18 protein-coding genes are annotated in these 21,751 nt (G+C 72.7%); 7 read left to right on the top strand and 11 right to left on the bottom strand.

Annotated features, from left to right (window positions below):
• The first annotated feature begins 51 nt into the window (after positions 1–51).
• Positions 52–903, top strand: a complete 852-nt coding sequence (locus ACZ5VC_RS18265) for a phosphotransferase enzyme family protein (protein WP_469121043.1) — start codon at positions 52–54, stop codon at positions 901–903.
• Positions 904–934: 31 nt separating this feature from the next.
• Here the strand turns inward: ACZ5VC_RS18265 and ACZ5VC_RS18260 are convergent, their stop codons facing one another.
• The 4 genes from ACZ5VC_RS18260 to ACZ5VC_RS18245 form a co-directional block, all read right to left on the bottom strand.
• A complete protein-coding gene (locus ACZ5VC_RS18260; protein WP_469121042.1) occupies positions 935–1,657 on the bottom strand; it encodes an exonuclease domain-containing protein in 723 nt (240 codons plus the stop codon).
• A gap of 99 nt (positions 1,658–1,756) precedes the next feature.
• Positions 1,757–3,013, bottom strand: coding sequence for an SAV2148 family HEPN domain-containing protein (locus ACZ5VC_RS18255; RefSeq protein WP_468704197.1), 1,257 nt, complete (start codon positions 3,011–3,013; stop codon positions 1,757–1,759).
• A gap of 100 nt (positions 3,014–3,113) precedes the next feature.
• On the bottom strand, positions 3,114–4,433 hold the full coding sequence (locus tag ACZ5VC_RS18250; protein ID WP_469121041.1) for a copper amine oxidase: 1,320 nt from the start codon (positions 4,431–4,433) through the stop codon (positions 3,114–3,116).
• 56 nt (positions 4,434–4,489) lie between these two features.
• Positions 4,490–5,329 (bottom strand): Tat pathway signal sequence domain protein, encoded by an 840-nt coding sequence (locus tag ACZ5VC_RS18245; RefSeq protein ID WP_469121040.1) that lies wholly within the window; start codon positions 5,327–5,329, stop codon positions 4,490–4,492.
• Between the two features lie 128 nt (positions 5,330–5,457).
• On the opposite strand from ACZ5VC_RS18245, the gene glgX reads away from it, so the two are divergent.
• The gene (gene glgX / locus ACZ5VC_RS18240; RefSeq protein ID WP_469121039.1) at positions 5,458–7,578 is read left to right on the top strand and encodes a glycogen debranching protein GlgX; all 2,121 of its coding nucleotides are present in this window, start codon (positions 5,458–5,460) and stop codon (positions 7,576–7,578) included.
• A 46-nt stretch (positions 7,579–7,624) separates the two neighbouring features.
• Here the strand turns inward: glgX and ACZ5VC_RS18235 are convergent, their stop codons facing one another.
• Positions 7,625–8,860: an MFS transporter gene (locus tag ACZ5VC_RS18235; RefSeq protein ID WP_469121038.1), complete on the bottom strand. Its 1,236-nt coding sequence runs from the start codon at positions 8,858–8,860 to the stop codon at positions 7,625–7,627.
• An 81-nt stretch (positions 8,861–8,941) separates the two neighbouring features.
• Between ACZ5VC_RS18235 and treY the strand changes: the two genes are divergently transcribed.
• Positions 8,942–11,305, top strand: a complete 2,364-nt coding sequence (treY, locus tag ACZ5VC_RS18230; protein ID WP_469121037.1) for a malto-oligosyltrehalose synthase — start codon at positions 8,942–8,944, stop codon at positions 11,303–11,305.
• Here the strand turns inward: treY and ACZ5VC_RS18225 are convergent.
• A complete protein-coding gene (locus ACZ5VC_RS18225) occupies positions 11,262–12,284 on the bottom strand; it encodes a cytochrome P450 (RefSeq protein WP_469121036.1) in 1,023 nt (340 codons plus the stop codon). The two genes, treY and ACZ5VC_RS18225, sit on opposite strands and share 44 nt — an antisense overlap.
• A 149-nt stretch (positions 12,285–12,433) precedes the next feature.
• A complete protein-coding gene (locus ACZ5VC_RS18220; protein WP_469121035.1) occupies positions 12,434–12,982 on the bottom strand; it encodes an FHA domain-containing protein in 549 nt (182 codons plus the stop codon).
• A 149-nt stretch (positions 12,983–13,131) separates the two neighbouring features.
• Here ACZ5VC_RS18220 and ACZ5VC_RS18215 point away from each other — a divergent pair, with 149 nt between their 5' ends.
• Genes ACZ5VC_RS18215 through treZ form a run of 3 tightly spaced genes read left to right on the top strand, consistent with a single transcriptional unit; the run spans position 13,132 to position 16,832 of the window.
• Positions 13,132–14,103 (top strand): GNAT family N-acetyltransferase, encoded by a 972-nt coding sequence (locus ACZ5VC_RS18215; protein ID WP_469121034.1) that lies wholly within the window; start codon positions 13,132–13,134, stop codon positions 14,101–14,103.
• Positions 14,100–15,020 carry a GNAT family N-acetyltransferase gene (locus ACZ5VC_RS18210; protein WP_469121033.1) on the top strand — a complete coding sequence of 307 codons (921 nt, stop codon included), beginning with the start codon at positions 14,100–14,102 and terminating at the stop codon, positions 15,018–15,020. Before ACZ5VC_RS18215 ends, ACZ5VC_RS18210 begins: the two co-directional genes overlap by 4 nt.
• A gap of 48 nt (positions 15,021–15,068) precedes the next feature.
• Positions 15,069–16,832, top strand: a complete 1,764-nt coding sequence (gene treZ, locus ACZ5VC_RS18205) for a malto-oligosyltrehalose trehalohydrolase (RefSeq protein WP_469121032.1) — start codon at positions 15,069–15,071, stop codon at positions 16,830–16,832.
• A gap of 35 nt (positions 16,833–16,867) precedes the next feature.
• On the opposite strand, the gene ACZ5VC_RS18200 is transcribed toward treZ, so the two are convergent.
• From ACZ5VC_RS18200 to ACZ5VC_RS18190, 3 genes are all read right to left on the bottom strand, one after another.
• A complete protein-coding gene (locus ACZ5VC_RS18200; RefSeq protein WP_469121031.1) occupies positions 16,868–18,022 on the bottom strand; it encodes a M24 family metallopeptidase in 1,155 nt (384 codons plus the stop codon).
• 60 nt (positions 18,023–18,082) lie between these two features.
• Entirely contained in the window at positions 18,083–19,042 is a 960-nt protein-coding gene (locus tag ACZ5VC_RS18195) for a DUF1444 domain-containing protein (protein ID WP_469121030.1), read from the bottom strand.
• Between the two features lie 115 nt (positions 19,043–19,157).
• Positions 19,158–19,793: a nucleoside/nucleotide kinase family protein gene (locus tag ACZ5VC_RS18190; RefSeq protein ID WP_469121029.1), complete on the bottom strand. Its 636-nt coding sequence runs from the start codon at positions 19,791–19,793 to the stop codon at positions 19,158–19,160.
• A gap of 67 nt (positions 19,794–19,860) precedes the next feature.
• On the opposite strand from ACZ5VC_RS18190, the gene ACZ5VC_RS18185 reads away from it, so the two are divergent.
• Positions 19,861–20,250, top strand: coding sequence for a VOC family protein (locus tag ACZ5VC_RS18185; RefSeq protein WP_469121028.1), 390 nt, complete (start codon positions 19,861–19,863; stop codon positions 20,248–20,250).
• A gap of 73 nt (positions 20,251–20,323) precedes the next feature.
• Here ACZ5VC_RS18185 and ACZ5VC_RS18180 read toward each other — a convergent pair whose 3' ends face one another.
• Positions 20,324–21,676: an esterase/lipase family protein gene (locus ACZ5VC_RS18180; RefSeq protein ID WP_469121027.1), complete on the bottom strand. Its 1,353-nt coding sequence runs from the start codon at positions 21,674–21,676 to the stop codon at positions 20,324–20,326.
• Positions 21,677–21,751 lie beyond the last annotated feature (75 nt).

Below are 21,751 nucleotides of genomic sequence, written 5' to 3'. Positions count from 1 at the left end.
CTGCAGGGATGCGAGACTTTGGCGGATTCGCACGACCAGTTGGGAGATCGGATGGACGAGGCCCGGGCCCGGGAGATCCTGGCCGCCGCGGAGCTGCCCCACGACGCGGACCTGCTGGCCCTGGGCGAGAATGCCGTCTTCGCCACCGGCGACCTGGTGGTGAAGGTGGGCCGCGACGCCGAGTTGCTGGAGCGCGCGGAGCGGGAGCTGGCCGTCGCCGCCTGGCTCGCGGACGCGGACGTCCCCGCCGTACGGGCCGCGGAGCACCGGCCCCGGCTGGTGCACGGCCATCCGCTCACCCTCTGGCACCGGCTGCCCGACGCCGTCCGCCCCACCGAACCCCGGGACCTCGCCCCGCTGCTGCGGCGGGTCCACGCCCTGCCCGCGCCGCCGTTCGCCCTCCCCCGGCGTGAGCTGCTCGCGGGCGTCGAGCGCTGGCTGCGACTCGCGGGTGACGCGATCGACCCGGCCGACGCGGCGTATCTGCGCGAGCGCCGGGACGCCTTCGCCCCCACGGCGGCCGCGCTCGTCCCGCATCTGACGCCGGGACCGATCCACGGCGACGCGCTGCCGCGCAATGTCCATGTCGGCCCCGAGGGTCCGGTCCTGGTGGACCTGGAGACCTTCTCCCTCGATCTGCGCGAACACGACCTGGTGGTCCTCGCCCTGGCCCGGGACCGCTACGGCCTCGACCCCGCGGCCCATGACGCGTTCACCGCCGCCTACGGCTGGGACGTCCGGGAATGGGACGGCTGCGCGGTACTGCGCGGCGCCCGGGAGACGGCGAGCTGTGCGTGGGTGGCCCAGCACGCGCCGTCCAACCCCAAGGCGCTGGCCGAATTCCGCCGCCGGGTGGCCTCACTGCGCGACGGCGACCCCGAGATCCGCTGGTACCCGTTCTGACACCTCGCCCCCGCCGGCACGGACCCGCGAGTCACCGCACGGCCGGGGTCAACTCCCGCAGCGGCCAGGACGGATCGATGACCGCGTCCGCGGTGCCCTTCTGGCGCAAGAAGCGCTGGAAGTCCTCGGCCCACTGCCGGTACCAGCGGATCTGGCGCTCATGCAGCTCCGCGGGCGACAGCTCCGCCACCTCCGCGTGCCGCTCGGCTATGGCCCGCGCCACCCGGACCGCGGCCAGCGCGTCCGCCGCCGCGTCATGGGCCCCCTCCAGCACCACTCCGTACTCGACGCAGACCGCCTCGAGGGTCCGCTTGCCGCGGCGGTAGCGGTCGACGGCGCGGTCGATGGTGTACGGGTCGATGACCGGCCCGATTCCGGCGCCGCCCAGGCGCGCGTCGAGTGACGGCAGTCCGTGCCGGTGCAGTTCGGCGGAGAGCAGGGTCAGATCGAAGGCCGCGTTGTACGCCACCACCGGGACGCCCTGCGCCCAGTAACCGGTCAGGGTCTCGGCGATCTCGTCGGCCACCTCGCGCACCGGCCGGCCCTCCGCCGCCGCCCGCTCGCTGCTGATGCCGTGAATGGCCGATGCCTGGGCCGGGATCCGTATCCCCGGGTCGGCGAGCCAGTCGCGCTGCCGCACCGGCAGACCGTCCCGCACGCCGATCACCGAGGCCGTCACGATCCGCGCCTCCAGCGGATCCGTACCGGTCGTCTCCAGGTCGAAGCCGACCAGTGGTTCCCCATGCCAAGCCATCGGGTCCTCCTTACGTGGTGCTCCCCCGTGGTGCTGACACCCTCCCACGCACCACTGACAACGCGGACACTGCCCGAGATTCCGGGCGCCGAGCGGGATTCAGGACACCGGCCGGGAGTCCAGCCACACCGACTCGAACTCCTCGCGGTACGTCTCGAAAAGGCCGTGCTCGCCGTCCCGCCCGGAATGCCCGGACCCGGACCTCACCACGGTCCGGCCCCCACCGCGCAGCACCAGCACCGGCGCCTCCATCCCCCGGGCCCGGCGCAGATAGGACTGAACGACGGCGAGCCCGTCCGGGCCGTCCCCGTCGACCAGATAGGCGGTGAAGCGCGGGGTCTCGTCGAAGACATGGATCTGGAAGGCGCCCGGATCGCGGAGTTTGGAGCGGACCCGGCGCATATGGAGGATGTTCATCTCCACGGACCGGCTCAGCTCGCCCTTCCTCAGGCCGAGTTCCCGCTCGCGCCGCTTGACGGCGCTGCTCGCGGGGTTGAGGAAGAGGAGGCGTATCCGGCAGCCGGACTCGGCCAGTCGCACCAGGCGCCGGCCGGAGAAGTTCTGCACGAGGAGGTTCAGGCCTATGCCCGTGGCGTCCAACCGCCGGGCGCCGCCGAACAGGTCCTCGGCGGGCAGCTGCCGCTGGAGCCGCACCCGGTCGGAGTGGACGGAGACCACGTCCGCGTACCGGTCGCCGACGAGTTCCTCGACCGCGTCGACGGGCAGCCGGTCGGCGGACCGCACGCCGGCCCCGCTGCCGAGGATCTCCAGCAGCCGCGCCGAGGCGCGCTCCGACTGGGCGAGCACGGTCAGCGAGAGAGCCCGGTTGCGGGAGACCACATTGCGGGTGACCTCCAGTTCGTCCAGGGCCAGTTCGACCTCGCGCCGGTCGTCGAAGTAGGGCTCGAAACACGGCCAGTGCTGCACCATCAGCTCCCGCAGCTGCGGAAGCGTCAGGAAACTGAGCACATTGTCGTCGGCCGGGTCGAGGAGATAGCCCTTGCGGCGCGAGACCTCCCGTACGGCGACGGCCCGCTGCACCCATTCCTGTCCTGCCGGGCCCGCGGCCGCCACCACCCACTCCTCGCCGTGCACCGGTTCGTACACGGGACGCAGGACTGCGGCCACCACGGCGCGCAACCGCTGCTCGACGAGATTCAGCCAAATATAGGCGCGGCCTGCCCGCTGGGCGCGCGTGCGCACCTCGCTCCAGGCGTCCGCGCCCCAGTCGAGCTCCGCCCCGATCTCCATCGGCCGTGCGACGGAGACCGCTCCTGGCGGGACTTCTGCGGGGTCAGTGGAGTCCCCTTCGTGACCAGCGTCACCTGGAGGAAGCTCCAGCCCTCCCGAGCTCACCCGCGCACCGCCTTCTGCTCCTGGACGCCCGTCTGTCAACGATCAAGGAAGGGTACTCCGGGAGCGGAGGGCGGTGCAGCAGGATGCGCAGGCTCCTTGCTCAACGGCCCTGATTCCACTGGCCGTTCTGGTTGGCGAGATCCGGCGGGGTGAGCGGATTCATAGCGGTCACGTCCCTGGGGGCGAGCTGGAAGCCCTGCCAGTGAACCGGCATGGGCTGCTGGTCCTCGTCCCGGGCGATGTGGTGGAACCCAATGTTGACCCAGGCGATCGGGTTGGTCAATGTCTCCCCATTGACCCATTTGTCCACGCTCCCGGGCGCGTTGGGCCCGCAGTCGCGGATGTTGTTGCTGGCGAACTGCTCGCAGGCGCGCTGCTGGGTGAAGTAGACATCGTGCCTGGTGAAGCCGCGGCCCTCGTGACGGGCGGAGGGGCCCGGCACGATCTCGTAGCTGCGGGCGTGGCCGTCCTTGTTCCTGCCGTTCTGGCTCACCACCCGCCACCAGCGCATGGTCTTCGCGTCCCCGGCCAGTTCCCTGGTCACCCGGGTCCGGGTCGTCTTCACGGTGGGGCCGCCGTTGCCGCGCGGCGGGGTGACCTTGGAGTCGAACTGCTCGACCCGGTCCTTGGGCGAGCCGTCGAGGCCGAAGTTCAGCCGCCAGAAGACGTTGTGGGCATGGCTGGTGGCGTAGTCGCGGGCGCCGTGGCCGATGGGCCAGCCCCGGCCGTCGGTGGCGTTGTAGTCGTTGGGCGCGAGGCTGCCGGTGGCTCCGACGTTGGCGGCGATCAGACCGTCGGAGGAGAACCGCCACTCGGTGATGTACTCGTACCAGGCGACCTTGTTGACGGTGTAGACGAGCAGGTCCTTGCCCTGGGACTGCCAGACCCTGCTGCCCTCGTCACTGGCCATCCGGTAGGCGTGGCCCCGGGCCCGAGTCGTGGCGCAGACGCCGTTGACCCTGCCCCGCTCGGGGACGCGGACCGGCTTGATGCTTCCGCCGGGGCATTCGGTGGGCTTGAGGTTCTGCAGGCCCCAGCCGAATCCGGCGCCGGTGAGGTCGTCGTACTCGGCGTTGCCGTCGTCGTACGGCACATGTATCTGGGCCAGCTTGGCGCTGGTGAGCACGCGGATGGGCGCGGAGGCGCTCTTGGGCTGGTAGCTGACCTTCTCCAGGACCAGCCCGGAGTCGATGTCGTAGCGCCAGCACATGCGCCAGGTGGTGCCGCCGTCGAGCGTCTGCTCGATGCGGTAGGCGTCGCTGCAGTCGGGACGCGCCGGGGCGGGGGCGGCGACCGGGTCGGCGGCCGCCGGGGACAGAGGCCCGGCCGCGGCCGTGGCGGTGGCGAGGAGAGCGGCGGCGGCCAGGACGGCGCCCCGCCGCCGGACCCGCGCGGCTCTCGTGGGCTGCGTGGAGTGCATGGGAACGAACTCCCTCGTACGGAACTGCGGAAAGTGGGATGGAAGGGCGCGGCCGGTCAGCCGACGCGGGTGACGGTCCTGGCGCTCAGATCGACGATCAGGTTCCTGGTGTCGATCCAGGAACCGTTGAGCACCTTGGTGACCAGCCGGACACAGCGGTGTTCACCGCACTTCTCCAGCGCCGCCGGCACGCGCGCCTCGCGGTAGGTGCGGTAGACGTCGCCGTTGAACCAGAGCTGATCGGGTGAGGTGAGGGCCTTGCCGGTGGAGTCCCGGTAGTCCTCCTCGAGGCCCGCGCCCAGTGGGCTCTTCAGGATCAGCTCCACTGCCTCGCGCAGTTCACGCGGGTGCGGCGAGGGCTGTACGCCGCGCTGGGCGCCGGTCGCCTCGACCTTCCCGGTGTCGAGGTTGACGGTCGTGGTCATCAGGCGGTCGGTGCCGTAGTCGTAGAACCGCACCTCGGCGCGGCGCGGCGCGCCGGTCTCGGGCTCGCCCGGCAGTGGTTCGGCGAGATTGGTGGCCAGGTGCTGCGGGCCGCGGGCGCCCTCGACATTCCGGGCGGCGGTCCGGACGGGTGGCGTCAGTGCCAGCTGTTCGGCCCGTTTCAGTTCGTCGTCGGTGAGCGGATCGCGGCCCACCCCGCGCTCCCCCTCGTCCGGCGCGTCGGCCACGACACCCGGTTCGGGCGCTCCCGCGCCCTCGCCCCCGGCGCCGTCCCGGCCCGCCCCACCGGTGTCGCGGGCGGCCCCCGCCGCCCGCGCGGACCGGCCGCCCGGTGTGTCGTCCGCCCCCGCCGTACCCGGAAGTGTGATGCCGACCATCACGGCGGTCGCCGTGACCGCCATGGCCGCGCCCGCCACCACTTTCCCCAGGTGGCGGCGCACTAGCTTGCGCACATTTCCCCCCTATTCCCCGTGGTCACCCGGTAGGACGGGCCGAAGTCCTAGGAGGTTGCCCCACTTTCGGGCAGGATCTGGCCGAAGTAGCCCCCTACACCCGGATCAGAAATGGAAGAGTCTTATCTATGCAGGTCTGGCCGGGACAGGCGTATCCCCTCGGTGCCACCTACGACGGCGCCGGCACCAACTTCGCGGTCTTCTCGGAGGCCGCCGACAGAATCGAGCTGTGTCTGCTCCATGACGACGGGTCGGAGACGGCCGTGGAACTGCGCGAGACGGATGCCTTCGTCCGGCACGCCTATCTGCCGGGCGTGATGCCGGGACAGCGGTACGGCTTCCGGGTCCACGGTCCGTACGCGCCGGAGCGCGGGCAGCGCTGCAATTCGGCGAAGCTGCTCCTCGATCCGTACGCGCGTGCGGTCGCGGGCTCCGTGGAGTGGGGCGAGGCGGTGTACGGCTACCACTTCGGGCGGCCGGACTCCCGCAACGACCTCGACTCGGCGCCGCACACGATGACGTCCGTCGTCGTCAATCCGTACTTCGACTGGGGGGACGACCGTCCGCCCAGGACCGACTACCACCGCACGGTGATCTACGAGGCCCATGTGAAGGGCCTGACGATGCTCCATCCGGGTCTGCCGGAGGAGCTGCGCGGGACGTACGCGGGTCTGGCGCACCCGGCGGTGATCGGGCATCTGCGCGAGCTGGGCGTCACGGCCCTGGAGCTGATGCCGGTGCACCAGTTCGTCAACGACCACCGGCTGGTGGACGCCGGGCTCGCCAACTACTGGGGCTACAACACCATCGGCTTCTTCGCCCCGCACAACGCCTACGCGTCCTGGGGGGACCGGGGCCAGCAGGTCCTGGAGTTCAAGTCGGCGGTGCGGGCGCTGCACCAGGCGGGCATCGAGGTCATCCTCGACGTCGTCTACAACCACACCGCCGAGGGAAACCACCTGGGCCCGACGCTCTCCTTCCGCGGGCTCGACAACCCCTCCTACTACCGGCTCTCCGCCGACCGCCGCTACTACACCGACACCACCGGGACGGGGAACTCGCTGCTGATGCGCTCCCCGCACGTCCTGCAGCTGATCATGGACTCGCTGCGGTACTGGGTGACGGAGATGCATGTCGACGGCTTCCGCTTCGACCTGGCCGCGACGCTGGCCCGGCAGTTCCACGAGGTGGACCGGCTGTCGTCGTTCTTCGACCTCGTCCAGCAGGATCCGGTGGTCAGCCAGGTGAAGCTGATCGCCGAACCGTGGGACGTGGGCGAGGGCGGCTACCAGGTGGGGAACTTCCCGCCGCTGTGGACCGAGTGGAACGGGAAGTACCGGGACACCGTGCGGGACCTGTGGCGCGGCGAGCCGAGGACGCTCGCCGAGTTCGCGTCCCGGCTGACCGGCTCGTCGGACCTCTACCAGGACGACGGGCGGCGCCCCCTGGCCTCGGTCAACTTCGTGACCTGCCACGACGGGTTCACACTGCACGATCTCGTGTCGTACAACTCCAAGCACAACGAAGCCAACGGCGAGGGCAACCGGGACGGGGAGAGCCACAACCGGTCCTGGAACAGCGGAGCCGAGGGCGACACCGACGATCCGGCGGTGCTGGAGCTGAGGGACCGCCAGATGCGCAACTTCATCGCCACGCTGATGCTCTCGCAGGGCGTGCCGATGCTCAGCCACGGCGACGAGTTCGCCCGCACCCAGGGCGGCAACAACAACGCGTACTGCCAGGACAACGAAGTCTCCTGGGTCCGCTGGCCGGAGTCGGGCACGGACGCGTCGGGCACGCTCCTCGCGTTCACCCGGGCCATGGTGGGGCTGCGCCGGGACCATCCCGTCCTGCGGCGGCGCCGCTTCTTCCACGGCCGCCCGGTGGAGGGCACGCACGACGAGCTCACCGACATCGCCTGGTTCACCCCCGAGGGGGAGGAGATGACGGCCCGGGACTGGCAGGCGGCGCAGGCCAGGGCGCTGTCGGTGTTCCTGAACGGCAACGCGATCTCCGAGCCGGGGCCGCGTGGCGAGCGGATCGGCGACGACTCGTTCCTGCTGATGTTCAACGCCAGCCCGGAGGACCTGGAATTCATGGTTCCGGTGAACCACGGGAGCAACTGGCAGGTCCTGGTGGACACGGCCCGCCCCGAGGTCGTCCCGCCGTACGAAGCCGAGAAGGTCTCGGCGGGCGACCGGCTTCCGCTGCTGGGACGGAGCCTGGTGGTCCTGCGCAGGCCGGCGTAGCACCGCGGCGGCCCTGGCCCGGGGCGGCCCGGACTTCCCGGGTGGCTCATGCCTCCTGGGCGACGGGGACGGACGGGGAGGGACGGTCCGCGCGGCCCGGCGTGCGGACCGTCCACGACAGCACCACGCACGCGACCGCCGCGCCGAGCGCGACGGCGAAGGCGGCCGGGGCACCGTGGCTGTCGGCGAGGCGGCCCGAGACGGCGAGGGCCAGGGCCTGCCCGCCGACGATGCCGCTCGTCAGGAAGGCCATCGACTCCGCCAACCGGGTGGCGGGGACGATCCTTTCGGTGAGTCCGAAGACGGTGATCAGGTGGGGGGCGTACGCGATCCCGAGGACGATCACCGACGCGTACAGGGACCAGAGGGCGTCCACGAGCATCAGCGGGGCGGAGAGCACCACGAGGGCGAGCGTCGCCGCTCGCCAGCGTGTCGTCAGGCCGATCCCGGAGGGCACGGCGGCCATCGACAGCCCGGCCGCGGCGCTCATGACGCCCATCGCCGCGTAGACGAGCCCGGCCTGCGCGGGCCGGCCGAGCTGGTCGGTGAGCGCGGTGATGCCCGCCTGGGATGCGCCGAACATCGCGCCCTGCAGGACCATCGTGACGCGCAGCGCGTACGCGGCCCCCGGCAGCCGGTCGCCGCGCCGGCGCGCAGCGCCGGTGGCGGGTGCCACCGGCCGGACCTTCTTCGCCGTCGGGTGCAGGGCGAACGCGGTGCCGCAGACCGCGAGGAGTCCCGACGCCAGGAACAGGGCTGCGGCGGGATGGGCGACGGCCGCCGCGAGCCCCACCAGGGCCGGACCGAGCACGAAGGACACTTCGTCCACGGTGCCCTCGAAGGAGAGCACGGTGCCGACGAGCCGGTCGTCCGCGCCGGACTGGCGGGCCAGGGCCACCGAGCGGGACCGGGCCAGCGGGCCGACCTGCGGAACGGTCGCCCCGGCGAGCGCGCCGAGCAGGACGAGCCAGCCGGTCGCCGGATTAGCCAGCGCGGCGAACACCAGGGCGGCGACGGCCAGGGCGTTGGCGAGCGAGGCGACCAGGACGACTCCGCGCTGGCCGCGCCGGTCCGCCGCGCGGCCGAGCAGCGGCCCGCCCACCGTCTGGCCGGCGGCGAGCGCTCCGCCGGCCAGTCCCGCGGTGGCGAGGCTTCCGCTCGTCTCGGCGACCAGAAGGAGGCTGCCGAGCTGACACATCGCCGTCGGAAGGCGGCCCAGGAAGGAGATGCCCGGAAGAACCGGTCCGAGCAGAGACATCGTTTCCCGGTACATTCGAAGCATCAGGCGAACGTAACCGTGTGCACCGAAATGGACGCATGGGTCAATGACACAGAAGCCGTCTCACGGGGTACGTACGTTCGCATGACGCCCACCGCCACGTATCGGCTCCAGCTGCGGCCGGAATTCACGTTCTCGGCCGCGGCCGACGCCGTCCCGTATCTCGCTTCGCTCGGGATCTCCCATCTGCATCTGTCGCCGGTCCTCGAGGCCGTTCCGGGTTCGGCCCATGGGTACGACGTGACCGATCACCGTCGGATCCGGGCCGAGCTGGGCGGTGAGGCGGGGCTGAGGGCGCTCGCCGCGACCGCCCGGGAGCACAGGATCGGCCTGGTCGTGGACCTGGTCCCCAATCACATGGCGGCCGTGCCACGTCACAACCGGCCGCTGTGGGAGGTCCTGCGCGAGGGGCCGGACTCCCCCTACGCCCGCTGGTTCGACATCGACTGGGAGGCGGGCGGGAACAAGGTGCTGCTGCCGGTCCTTCCCGACCGGATCGGCGACGCCCTGCCCCGGCTGCGGGTCCGGGACGGGACGCTGCTCCACGAGGACCAGGAGTTCCCGCTGCGCGAGGGCACCGAGGGGCTGCCCATGCCCGAGCTGCTGGACGCCCAGTGGTACCGGCTCGGCTGGTGGAGGCTGGCCCGCACCGAGCTCAACTACCGCCGTTTCTTCACCATTTCGGATCTGATCGGCGTCCGCGTGGAGGACCCGGAGGTGTTCGCGGCCACTCACGGCAAGATTCTGGAGCTCGTCCGGGACGGCGTGATCGAGGGGCTGCGGATCGACCACCCGGACGGCCTCGCGGACCCGGAGGGCTATCTGGAGGACCTCAGGAAGGCGGCGGGCGGCCAGTGCTGGACGGTGGTCGAGAAGATCCTCACCGGCCCGGAGCGGCTGCCCACGCGCTGGCCCGTCGCCGGCACCACGGGGTACGACGCGCTGCGCCACATCGACGGCCTGTTCGTCGACGAGCGCGGGGCCGGGGAACTGACGGAGGTCTACCGCGAGTTCGCCGGGCCGGCCGGGGACCGGGGCGGGCACTGGGAGGCGACGACGCGGCGGGCCGCCTACTGGGTGGTGAACCATGAGCTCTCCGCCGAGATCGCCTTCCTGACCAGGACCGCCGCCCATATCTGCGCCGACGACGCGCGGTTGCGCGACCACGCGCCCTGGGCCCTGCGCACCGCCGTGCGGGAACTCCTGGTGCGCGTACCCGTCTACCGTCCCTACCGGACCGGCGGGGAGGAGGTGCTCACCCCCGACGCGGCGCGCCGGGCGAAGGCGGCCTACGCCGTGCCCGAGGAGGCGGCGGCCGTCGACGTCGTCCGTGACCTGGCGCTCGGGCTGCTCGGCGACGGGCCCCTCCACCGGCGGTTCCGGGCGAGGTTCGCGCAGGCCGCCTCCGCGCTGCGCGCCAAGTCCGTGGAGGACACGGCCTTCTACCGCTACACGCCGCTCCTGTCGGCCAACGAGGTCGGCGGCGACCCCGGGGCGCCCGCGGTGAGCCCGGAGGAGTTCCACGCCTACTGCGCGCGGCTGGCCCACGACTGGCCGGCCACCGGGACCGTGCTGTCCACCCACGACACCAAGCGCAGCGCGGACGTGAGGGCCTCCATCGCGGTACTGTCCCAGTGCCCCGGCCGGTGGGCGGAGCTGGTGGCGGAGGCGGCCGCCGACACCCGCGCCGCCGCCCCCGACCCGCACCTGGCCTGGACGGCCTGGCAGACCGTCTTCGGTCTGGGCCCCGACCGCTCCGACGACGACGCCGAGCGGCTGGGCACCGCACTGCTGAAGTCCGTACGGGAGGCGGGGCTGCGCACCAGTTGGACGGAGCCCGACCCGGCCTACGAGCGGGCGGTCACGACGTTCGTCGGGACGGGTGTCGCGGGGCCCGGCGCGCAGCGGCACCCGGTGGTCCGAGCCGCCGCCGAGCTCGCCCCGCACGCGCTCGCCAACTCCCTGGGCGCCGCGCTGGTGCACCTCACCATGCCGGGCGTGCCGGAGCTGTACCAGGGCACGGAGCGGGAGTGCCGGACCCTGGTCGACCCGGACAACCGGGGGCCGTTCCGGATCGGGCCGCCGGACGCCAGGACGGAAGTGACCCGCGCGGCGCTGCGGCTGCGCCGGCACTACTCGGAGATCTTCGGCGAGTCGGGCCGGTACGCACCGCTGACGGCGACCGGCCCGGCGGCCGGACACTGCCTGGCCTTCGTCCGCTCCGGCGCGGTGGTCACGGCGGTCACCCGGCTCTCGCTGCGGCTGGCGGAGTCGGGCGGCTGGGCCGGCACCGAGCTGCCCCTGCCGGAGGGCCACTGGTTCGATCTGCTCGATCCCCGCCGGGAGTTCGAGGGCGGTCCGGTACGGCTCGCCGAGCTGTTCGCGGACCGCCCGGTGGCGTTGCTCAGCCGCCTGGCTGTACCAGCAGAGCCCGGGGAGCCCGGGTGATCAGCCCCGCCTGCCGGGGCCGGAAGCCGTCCGCCCAGCGCAGCTTGGGCATGGCGTCGAGCAGGGCGCGCAGTCCGTACTCCGCCTCCAGGGAGGCGAGCAGGACGGCCGGGCAGAAGCCGCTGCCGAAGGTGAGCTGACCGCCGTCGTCGCGCAGCACGTCGAAGCGGTCGGGATCGCGGAAGCGTTCCGCGTCCCGGCCCGCCGATCCGATCAGCAGGGCCACGGACTCGCCGGCCGGGACGGTGCCGCCGCTGACCCGCACCTCGGCGCAGGTGCGGCGGACGGCGACCTGTACGGGCGGGTCGCGCCGCAGGGACTCGGTCCAGGCCCGGACGACCAGCTCCGGCGGCCCGTACCGCAGCGCCTCCAGCTGGTCCGGGTCGTCGAGGACGTTGGCGAGGAAGGACGCCAGCGCCTTCGCCCGCAGCGCGATCTGGCCGGTGCACTGGCCCGCCATCGCCGTGGCGGCCCGGCCGCGCACCAGCCGCATCATGTCGCGGTAGGGGACCCCGACGGCGGCGGCGACCGTCCCGGCGGGCAGCCAGCGGCAGAAGTCCTCGACCAGGTCGGCCTGGGTCCGGCCGGCGATGCGCCGGGCCAGGGCATGGGCGGTGCGCTCGGTGACGGTGCGCAGCTCGGCGCTGTCGACGTCCAGGTGGGTGGCGGCGCACGGCGGGTCGCCGGGCCGGTGGCCGTGGGTGAAGCGGGGATCGACGAGGGCCGTGGCGACATCGGCGTACCGGCTGAGCAGCCACGCCCCGAGGAAGGGGTCGAAGGTGAGCGGGAAGTCCTCGCGCAGCGTCCGGTAGACGGGGTACGGATCGCGTGCGGCGCCGTGGCCGAAGGGGCTGGGCGCGACGGTACGGGCCGAGGCCGCGCCGGACGGTGCCGAAGTACCTCCCGGCACCCGTGCGGGCCAGGTGCCCGCTCCTCGTATGCCTATGCGTCGGATGCCCGTGGGCTGGTCGTCAACCATCGCGCCCCCAGTCGGTGCCGTTGGCCGGTCGCCGCACCCGGGTCGGGGGCGTGCGTTCCCCCAGCGCATCACCCTTTCGGCCCCGCCGCAGGCGACGTACACCCATTCGGGTGACGGCCCGGGGCGCTCACCTGCGGTGTCGGGCCGGATCAGCGTCCGGAGAGGCGGAAACTCATATGGCCGAACGCGACCATGTCACCGGGCCTCACGACGACGGCGCTCGTCACCCGCAGTCCGTTGACGGTGGTGCCGTTGGTCGAGCCGAGGTCGCGCAGGACCCACCGGCCGTCCCGCAGGCTCAGCTCGGCGTGCAGGCGCGAGACCGTGTCGTGGCTGAGCCGCAGACCGTTCACCGGGTCGCGGCCGATCCGCAGCGGGTGCGGGCCGGGCTCGGGCAGCAGCAGCTTCGGCAGCCGCTCGGCCTGCCAGGCGCGCCCCAGCCGGGCGGTGAAGGCGGACGCGCGCTCCACCGCGCCGAACAGCCGGCGCGACCAGCGGCCCTCGGTCACCAGGTCGGCGGTGAGCGCCGCGAGCTCCTCGGGGCGGGCCGCCGCCAGAGCCTTCTCCATGCGGTTCACGAAGGTGTCGTGCGACAGCCTGCCCTGCGCGGCGCCCTCCCTGAGTATCCCCAGCGCCTTGTCCCGTTCGGCGTCCGAGAGCCGAGCGGGGTACGTGCTGAATTCGGAGGAGGACGTCACGTTCCAGATTGTCGTGCCGGGATGCCCGGGGTGTCCAGAAGAAGCGGGCCCCTGATGCGCTGACCTGGGCCGGACCCTTATATTTCCGTGCCCCGGGAGCCTCGCGCTGTTACGGTCTGCGCACTCGACTCCCTTGGAGGGACCACCTCTTGACGACGTCTTCGACGACGGCCGATCTTCTCACCGTCCGCCCGCTCGCCGGGCCGGAGGAGCTGGAGCTGTTCTGCCGGCTCTCGTATGTCCTCGACCACGAACTGGCCGACGATCTCGCCACCGGGCGCCGGGTGCCCCAGTGGATGTGGATCGCCCTGCGCGGAGACCGCGTCCTGGCCCGGATCGCCTGGTGGACCAATGCCGAGGGCGGCGCCCCGCTCGCCCTCGACTTCTTCGACATCGACCCGGAACTCCCGGCCCAGGAGGCCTCCGACATCGGACTGCGCCTCCTGGAGACGGCGATGGCGCAGGTCGTGCCGGCCGGCGCGGAGCGCCCCGAGTACGGCAGGTTCATCCCGGCGGACTGGCGCGAGGACGAAGCCGCCCGCGCGGTGGTGGAGACGCTCACGGGCGTGCTCGAGCGTTCGGGCGCACGGCTGCTCGTGGAGCGGCTGCGGCTGGAGTGGCGCCCCGGGACCCCCGTACCGGCGCCGTCGGGGCGGCTGGAGTTCCGTCCGGTGAAGGACCGCGAGGACCTCGTCGCGCTGATGGCGCTGGTGATCGAGGGCACGCTCGACGCGCACGGCCAGTCCGATCTGGCGTCCGGCCTCTCGCCGCGCGAGGCGGCGGAGCAGCACTACGACGAGGAGTTCGAGGCGTACGCCTCGCCCCGCGCGTGGTGGCGGGTCGCCCAACTCCCGGAGACGGGCGAGCCGGTCGGCTTCGTCGTCCCCGCCCGCAACAACTACCACCACACCATCGCCTATATCGGTGTGGTCCCGGCGCACCGTGGCCACGGCCATGTCGACGACATCCTGGTCGAGGGCACCCGCATCCTCGCCGAGCAGGAGGTGCCCCGGATCCGCGCAGCCACCGATCTCGCCAACGTGCCGATGGCGAAGTCCTTCGAGCGCGCCGGGTACGTCAACTTCGAGCGGGCCGTCAACTACGTCTGGGGGCGCGTGTGAGCAAGACGCCGAGCAGGCTGGTGATCCGCCCCCTGGCCGAGGGGGAAACGTCCCTCTTCGACTCGCTCCAGGACCCTGGCCTCGTCGGCCGGGTGATCACCGGTGTCTCCTACCGCACACTCGCCGAAGGTGGTGACTACCGGCCCGAGTGGACCTGGATCGCCGAACGCGACGGCGTCGTCGTCGCCCGCGCCGCCTGGTGGGGCGGCCCGGAGGACACCGAACCCCGGCTCCTCAACTGGTTCGACTTCGCGCCGGGCGAGGACGAGGCGGGCGCCGAGCTGCTGAGCCGGTCTCCGCTGAGGACCGAGTACGAACTGATCCTGCCGGCCGGCTGGCGCGACGACCCCGCGACGCGGGCGGCGGGCGAGTCCAGGATCAGCGCCGCGCGGGTGGCCGGCATGAAGGTCCTGGTGGAACGGTTCTTCTATCGGTGGACGCCGGAGTGCGGACTGCCCGGGCGGCCCGGCCGGCTGGAGTTCCGGCCCGAGCCCGACGACGCCGTCGTCCTCGACGTGCTGCGCCGGGTGCACTCGGTGACCCTCGACGCCCACGCCCTGCTGGCCATCGAGAAAAGCGGGCTGGACCTGGCCGCCCAGGAGGAGCTGGACTTCTTCCACTGGTGTCCCTCGCCCCGCGAGTGGTGGCGGTTGGCCTACACCCCGGACGGGGAGCTCGTGGGCATCCAGGTGCCCGCCCACAACTCCTCGGGACCGTGCGTCGGCTTCATCGGGGTCGTACCGGAGCAGCGCGGCCACGGCTACGCCTATGACCTGCTGGTCGAGTGCACGCACTTCCTGGCCGAGCGGGGCGCCGCCTTCGTCGCGGGTGCGACCGATCAGGGGAACTTCCCCATGGCGGCGAACTTCGCACGGGCCGGGCATCCGGTGGTGCAGGAGCGCGTCCACCTGGTGTGACGGCGCCCCGCCTTGCAGGATGGGACGAGACGACGAAGGGATTCGCCAGTGCTCTTCGAGGTGTGGGCGCCGCACGCCCGGGACCGGGTGGTGCTGCGGCTCGACGGTTCGGACCATCCGCTGGAGCGGGATCCGGTGCGGGACGGCTGGTGGGTCTCGCACGCGGAGGCCGGCGAGGGGGCGGGCGGGGACGCGCGGTACGGCTTCTCGCTCGACGGCGGTCCGGTGCTGCCCGACCCCCGTTCGCGCCGTCAGCCGGACGGCCCGGACGGTCTCAGCGCGGTCGTCGACCCGGGCGCGTACGTGTGGCGCCACCCCTCGGCGGCGAGCCTTCCCGGACTGCGGGACGCCGTGCTGTACGAGCTGCACATCGGCACGTACACGCCCGAGGGCACCCTCGACGCCGCCGCCGAACACCTCGGCGAGCTGGTGGAGTTGGGCATCACCCATGTGGAACTGATGCCGCTGTGCCCGTTTCCGGGGCGTCACGGCTGGGGGTACGAGGGTGTGTCGCTGTGGGCGGTGCACGAGCCGTACGGCGGGCCCGAGGCACTCATGCGCTTCGTCGACACGGCCCACGGGCTCGGGCTGGGGGTCGTGCTGGACGTGGTTCACAACCACCTGGGCCCGTCCGGCAATCACCTGCCCGCCTTCGGTCCGTACTTCACCGACACGCACCACACGCCGTGGGGCGCGGCCGTGAACCTCGACGCCCCCGGCTCCGACGAGGTCCGCGCCTACCTCCTGGAGAGCGCGCTCGCCTGGATGCGCGACTACCGCGTCGACGGGCTGCGGCTCGACGCCGTCCACGCGCTCGCCGACACCCGCGCGCTGACGTTCCTGGAGGAGCTGTCCGCCGCGGTCGACGCCCTCGCGGCGGAGCAGGACCGGAGCCTGTTCCTGATCGCCGAGTCCGACCGGTGCGATCCCGCGACGACGGCGCCGCGCGCGGCCGGCGGCCTCGGGCTGCACGCCCAGTGGAACGACGACTTCCACCACGGCCTGCACACGGCGCTGACCGGCGAGTCCCAGGGCTACTACGCCGACTTCGCCCGCGCGCCGCTCGCCGCCCTGGCCAAGACCCTCGGCCGCGTCTTCTTCCACGACGGGACGTATTCGAGCTTCCGGGGCCGCACGCACGGCCGCCCCGTGGATCTCGCGAAGACGGCGGCGCACCGCTTCGTCGGCTTCGCCCAGACGCACGACCAGATCGGCAACCGGGCGCTCGGAGACCGGCTCTCGGCCGGCCTCTCGCCGGGCCTGCTGGCCTGTGCGGCCACGCTGGTGCTGACCGGGCCGTTCACTCCGATGCTGTTCATGGGCGAGGAGTGGGGAGCGGGGACGCCCTGGCAGTTCTTCACCGACCACACCGATCCGGAGCTGGCGCGGGCCGTACGGGAGGGCAGGCGGCGGGAGTTCGCCGCGCACGGCTGGGCCGAGGAGGACGTCCCGGACCCACAGGACCCCGCCACCCGGGACCGCTCCTGCCTGGACCGGGCCGAGCGGCAGCGGGAGCCGCACGCCCGGCTCCTGGCCTGGTACCGCGAGCTGATCGCCCTGCGCCGCACCCAGCCGGACCTGACGGATCCGGACCTGGCGGCGGTACGGGTGGCCTACGACGAGTCGGCGCGCTGGCTGGCGTTCCGGCGCGGAGACGTACGGGTCGCGGTGAACCTCGCCAAGGATCCGGCCCGGATCCCCCTGGGCGGCGGAGGGCGCGTCCTGACCTCCTGGGATCCGACTGAACCTCCGGACGCCAAGGGCGTGTTGACACTCGCGCCGGAGTCGTCCGTGATCCTCGCGGACGGCTGAGCACCGCTGAGGACCCGTCCGGGAGGCCGTGCGGATCAGTCGACGATCGCCATCTGGCGCGAGGTGTTGTTGAAGCGGCGGCCGCCCTCCTCGGTGACGGTGACGATGTCCTCGATCCGGACGCCGAAGTGGCCCGGCAGATAGATCCCGGGCTCGATGGAGAAGCACATGCCGGGGACGAGCGGCTGCTCCTCGCCCTCGATCATGTACGGCGGCTCGTGGGTGGTGACGCCGATGCCGTGGCCGGTGCGGTGGATGAAGTAGTCGCCGTACCCGGCCTCGGTGATCACCTCGCGCGCGGCCCGGTCCACGGCCTGGCAGGCCGCTCCCGCCTCGACCGCGTCGAACCCGGCCTGCTGCGCCGCGCGGACGACGTCGTGGACGCGCTGCTCCTCGGCGGTGGGCTCGCCGACATGGACGGTACGGGTGGTGTCGGAGCCGTAGCCGTACTTGAGGCCGCCGAAGTCGAGGACCACCATGTCACCGTGCTGGATGACACGGTCTGCGGCCTCGTGGTGCGGATTGGCCCCGTTGGGGCCCGAGCCGACGACGGTGAAGTCGACCTGGGAGTGGCCGAAGTGCAGCAGCAGAGCGGCCAGGTCCGCGGCGACCTCGGTCTCCCTGCGGCCGGAGAAGCGCACCTTGAGGATCTCGCCGTAGGCCTCGTCGGCGGCGAGGCCCGCCGCCTCGATCCGCTCCAGCTCGTGCGCGTCCTTCACGGCACGCAGCATCGGCAGCGCCTCGGTCAGCGACACGTACGAGCTGTCGGGCAGCTCCTTCTGGAGCCCGAGGAGGTGCATCGCCCAGGCGTTGTCGCTGACGCCGAACCTGCCGTCGACGTCGAGCAGCCGGGCGGTGAGGTCGTACGGGTCCTTCCCGTCGGTCCAGTCACGCAGGGTGAGGGCGACCGCGCCGGGTGCCTTCGCCGCGTCCGGCGCCTCCAGCGCCGGGACGACGAGCACCGGTTGCCGCCCGGCCGCCAGGACGAGAAGCGTGAGCCGCTCGGTGATCGCGGTCGGCTGGTAGCCCGTCAGGTACACCATGTCGGGGCCCGGGGAGACGAGGACTCCCGCGAGCCCGGCCTCGGCGGCCGACTCGGCCGCGCGGGTCATCCGGGCACGGTAGTCCTCGGCGGTGAAGGGCGCGGGTTCCGGCGGCACGGCGTCGGACGGCACGGTCGTGCTGGGCATGGAGCTCCTCCTCGACGCTCGACGTACAGCATCCTGCCCCCGTGGCCGGCGGGGGGCGACTCAGCCGCCGTCGCCCTCCCGGGCCAGCAGCAGTTCCAGCAGGTCCTGGAAGTCGTCCCCGACGACGATCCGCATCCCGTCGCCGTCCTCGTCCCGGTCACTGAGCTGGGTGAGCGTACCGGCCCTCCACCAGTAGACGTACGGGCTGATGGCGCCCGGGGTGTCCTGGTAGCCGGAGGCGGCGAAGGACGCCATCGCGCTGAGCGCCGGCACCATCGCCATGTCACGGATGACATGGAACGCCAGCTGATGGCGGAACGGGAGCGCCACCAGTACCCCGTGGTCGCCCACGTGCTGCCCGGTGACCTGGCGCACGACCTCGTCCAGGGCGAGGACCCGGCTGGCGGTGTAGAAGGAGTCGCCGAGGAGCACCTCGAAGCGCATGCCGTCGGAGTCCTTGACGGTCTCGTGTCCCTCGACGGGGAGCCCGCGCAGATTGTTCAGGGCCCGGTCGCGCAGCTGCTGGAGGTCGCCGAGCGGCTCGAGGGCCTCGTCGGTGAGCATCATGACGCTCTCGGGCAGGTCGAGCGCGAGGATCTCGTACAGCCCCGGCGCCACCGGGCGGGCGTAGCCGAAGGTCCCCCGGTTGAGCCCGTCGCCGCTGACGACCCGGGGATAGAGCTGGGCACGGATCTGCTCGGGCGGCAGGGTCTCCAGCGCGGACGGGGCGTCCATGGTGCGCAGCACCATCCCGACGTGCTGCCGGGTGAGGTCGGGCCACACCCGGGGCCCGCGCTGGTCGTTGTGGCACACGGCGGCCAGGTTCCCCAGCCCGAACTGGCGCCCCGCGTCGTCGGTCACCACGTCCGCGTACACGGTGACTTCGAGACCGCGCTCGGCGAAGGCCTCGCGGACCTGCCCGCGGAAGCGGCCGCCCTCGGCCTCGGAGAAGAACGAGAACTCGGGGTCCCTCGGTGCGTCGCTGCTGTCTCGCCTCGGCCCGCGCCGGAACAGTCCCACGTCGCTGCCTTCCCTCGTCACCGCTTCAGCTGGTGAACACTTGCCCCGAGCCTACCGAGGGCATGTCGGCCGCCGCACCGGTGTGGTGGGGACCACGGTGAAGGCCCGCGCGGGCTCAGCTCATCGTGACGACCAGGTGGGCGCGGTCCCGGCCGCGCGCCACGAGGCGGGCGTTGGCCTCGTCTGACTCCCTGACCCAGCGCTCGGCGTGCCCGCGTTCCTTGCCGAAGCGCACATGGCGTTCGACGAGCCGGGGGACGCGGCGGCGGTCGTCCAGCTCGAGGAACCACACCTCGTCGAGGAGGGGGTGGACGTGCGCCCAGGGCCCTTCGCCGTGGAGGAGGTAGTTGCCCTCGGTGATGACGAGCGGAGTGCCGGGTTGGACCGGGATGCTGCCGGCGACCGGCTCCTCCAGGGACCGGTCGAAGGCGGGGGCGTAGACGGTCGTGCCGGGCTCGGGGGCACGCAGGCGGGCGAGCAGGGCCGCGTATCCGGCGGCGTCGAAGGTGTCGGGGGCGCCCTTGCGGCCGGCGCGGCCGAGGCGGTCCAGCTCGGCGTTGGCGAGGTGGAAGCCGTCCATGGGGACGAGGGCGGCGAGCCCGTCGAGCCGTTCGGCCAGTCGCGCGGCGAGGGTGGACTTCCCGGCGCCGGGTGCCCCGGCCAGCCCCAGGATGCGGCGGCGTCCCGGCACGGCGAGCCGCCGCGCGCGTCCGGTGAGCTCGGCGAGCAGCTGCGGGTCCATGGGCGCCATTGTTCCAGCCGGCGAGCAGGAGCCCGCCTTGGTTGCCGCACCCTAGTCATACGTATAACGTTGACACATGTCCTTCATCGCCCTGATCACTCTCGTCGTGCGCGACTACGACGAGGCCATCGCCTTCTACACCGACGCCCTCGGCTTCGAACTGGTCGAGGACACCGACAGGGGCGACGGCTCGCGCTGGGTGGTGGTGCGGCCGCGCGGCGAGGGGGGCGGTACGGGACTGCTGCTGGCCCGCGCCGGGGACGACGCGCAGGCGGCGAGCGTGGGCGCCCAGACCGGTGGGCGGGTGGGCTTCTTCCTGCACACCGCGGACTTCGCCGGCGACCACGCCCGGATGCTCGCGGCCGGAGTCCGCTTCCTGGAGGAGCCGCGCCACGAACCGTACGGCTCGGTGGCGGTCTTCGAGGACCTCTACGGCAACCGCTGGGACCTGCTCCAGCCCGCCTGACCGCCCGGCTCTCCGCGGGATCTGCCGCGGCCGACCCGACCGCCGGCTCCCCGCGGGCCCCGGCCGGGCGCGGTCACCCGGCGGTGAGCACGATGCTGCTGACCTCGTGGACCCTCCCCCGGTTCACCGGGTCGCCGATGACGACGCGCCAGGTGCCGGGGCCGGGGAGCGTGATGTCGGCGCCGTACCGGCCCTCGCCCCGGTTGCGCAGGCTCCGGCGCACCGCCACCGTCCCGGTCTCCACGTCCTCGGCGGTGGCGACCAGGACGAGCCGGCCGTCCTGGGCCGTGACCTCGACGGGGCAGCGCGCACCGTCGGCGATCTCGGGCACGTCGACGGACAACTCCCGTGCGCCGTCGAGGAACCGGCGCGGGTCACGGGCGGTCAGGATGGCCTCGATCTGGTTCAGCAGCGCTCGCTCGTTCTGCAGCGCGCCGTGCTTCTGGGCGAAGAAGCGCACGGTGGAGTCGTCGGTGAGCTGAGGCGGGAAGCAGGAGAAGCGGGGCACCGTTCCGTCGCCCCGGTGGTCCGTGCCGTCGAGCTCGCGGCTGCTGCGCAGCCCGTCGCCGGTGCGCAGGGCGGACTGGCCGGTGGGCTGCCGGTAGCCGCCGAAGACATGGAGGGCGTAGCCGTCCGACGTGGCCGTGTCGAGCTCGTCGTGCAGCCGCAGCGCGTCGGCGACGAGGCCGGCGTCCGCGCCGGGCAGGGGTACGGCGGCGAGGCCGGCCCGGCCGCCGTCACCGTCGGCCACGCACCGCCAGGTCGGCAGGAGTTGGTGCAGGGACGGCATCGAGCGCGCGAGCCGGGTGAGCGGGGCGGAGAGCCGGCCGAGGCGCGGGGCGACCCCGTGGTGGAGGGAGTCGAGGGCGTTGACCGAGCCCCGGTAGGGCGTGCCGATCGTGATCAGCGAGCGGGCCAGAGGGGCGCCGCCCAGCACGTCGAGGTAGTAACGGGCGACGAGACCGCCCATCGAGTGGGCGATGAACACCAGCCGGGCGTCCGGGTTGCCGCTCCGGGCGCGCCATTGGGCCAGGGCGGGCTCCACCCGGGCCGCGAGCCGCCGCGCCGAAAGGCGCACCGACACGCGCCAGTCGTACGGGAATGCGAGCAGCCGGCCGTTCTCGGACGACAGGCCCAGCCGGCGCCGCAGGAAGCCGATCAGGGTGCCGTAGCCGTCGATGGCGGAGACACCGGGCAGGATGTGCAGCCCCTGGATGAGGCCGACGGCTTCGACGCCGTCGCCGGGGTCCTCGTCGCCGGTGCCGGGTGGCAGGGCGAGCGCGTCGAGTTCCCGGAGCCCGCCGAGGGCGTGCCTGCCGGTGACGGCGGCCGTGTGGTTCCACAGCTCACTCCCGTCACGTGCCAGGACACTGCCCATGATGCCGGGCAGTACGACCACCAGATCCGCCACCTGAGATGTCGGCACCGATCCCCCTCGCTGGCCCATTCGCCTTACTATTCCGGCTGGTTGGCGTTGGTATTCATGCTAGGCGTGAGGACG

The organism is Streptomyces sp. NPDC033174, assembly GCF_055577795.1.
This window is presented reverse-complemented; position numbering and strand designations above follow the sequence as displayed.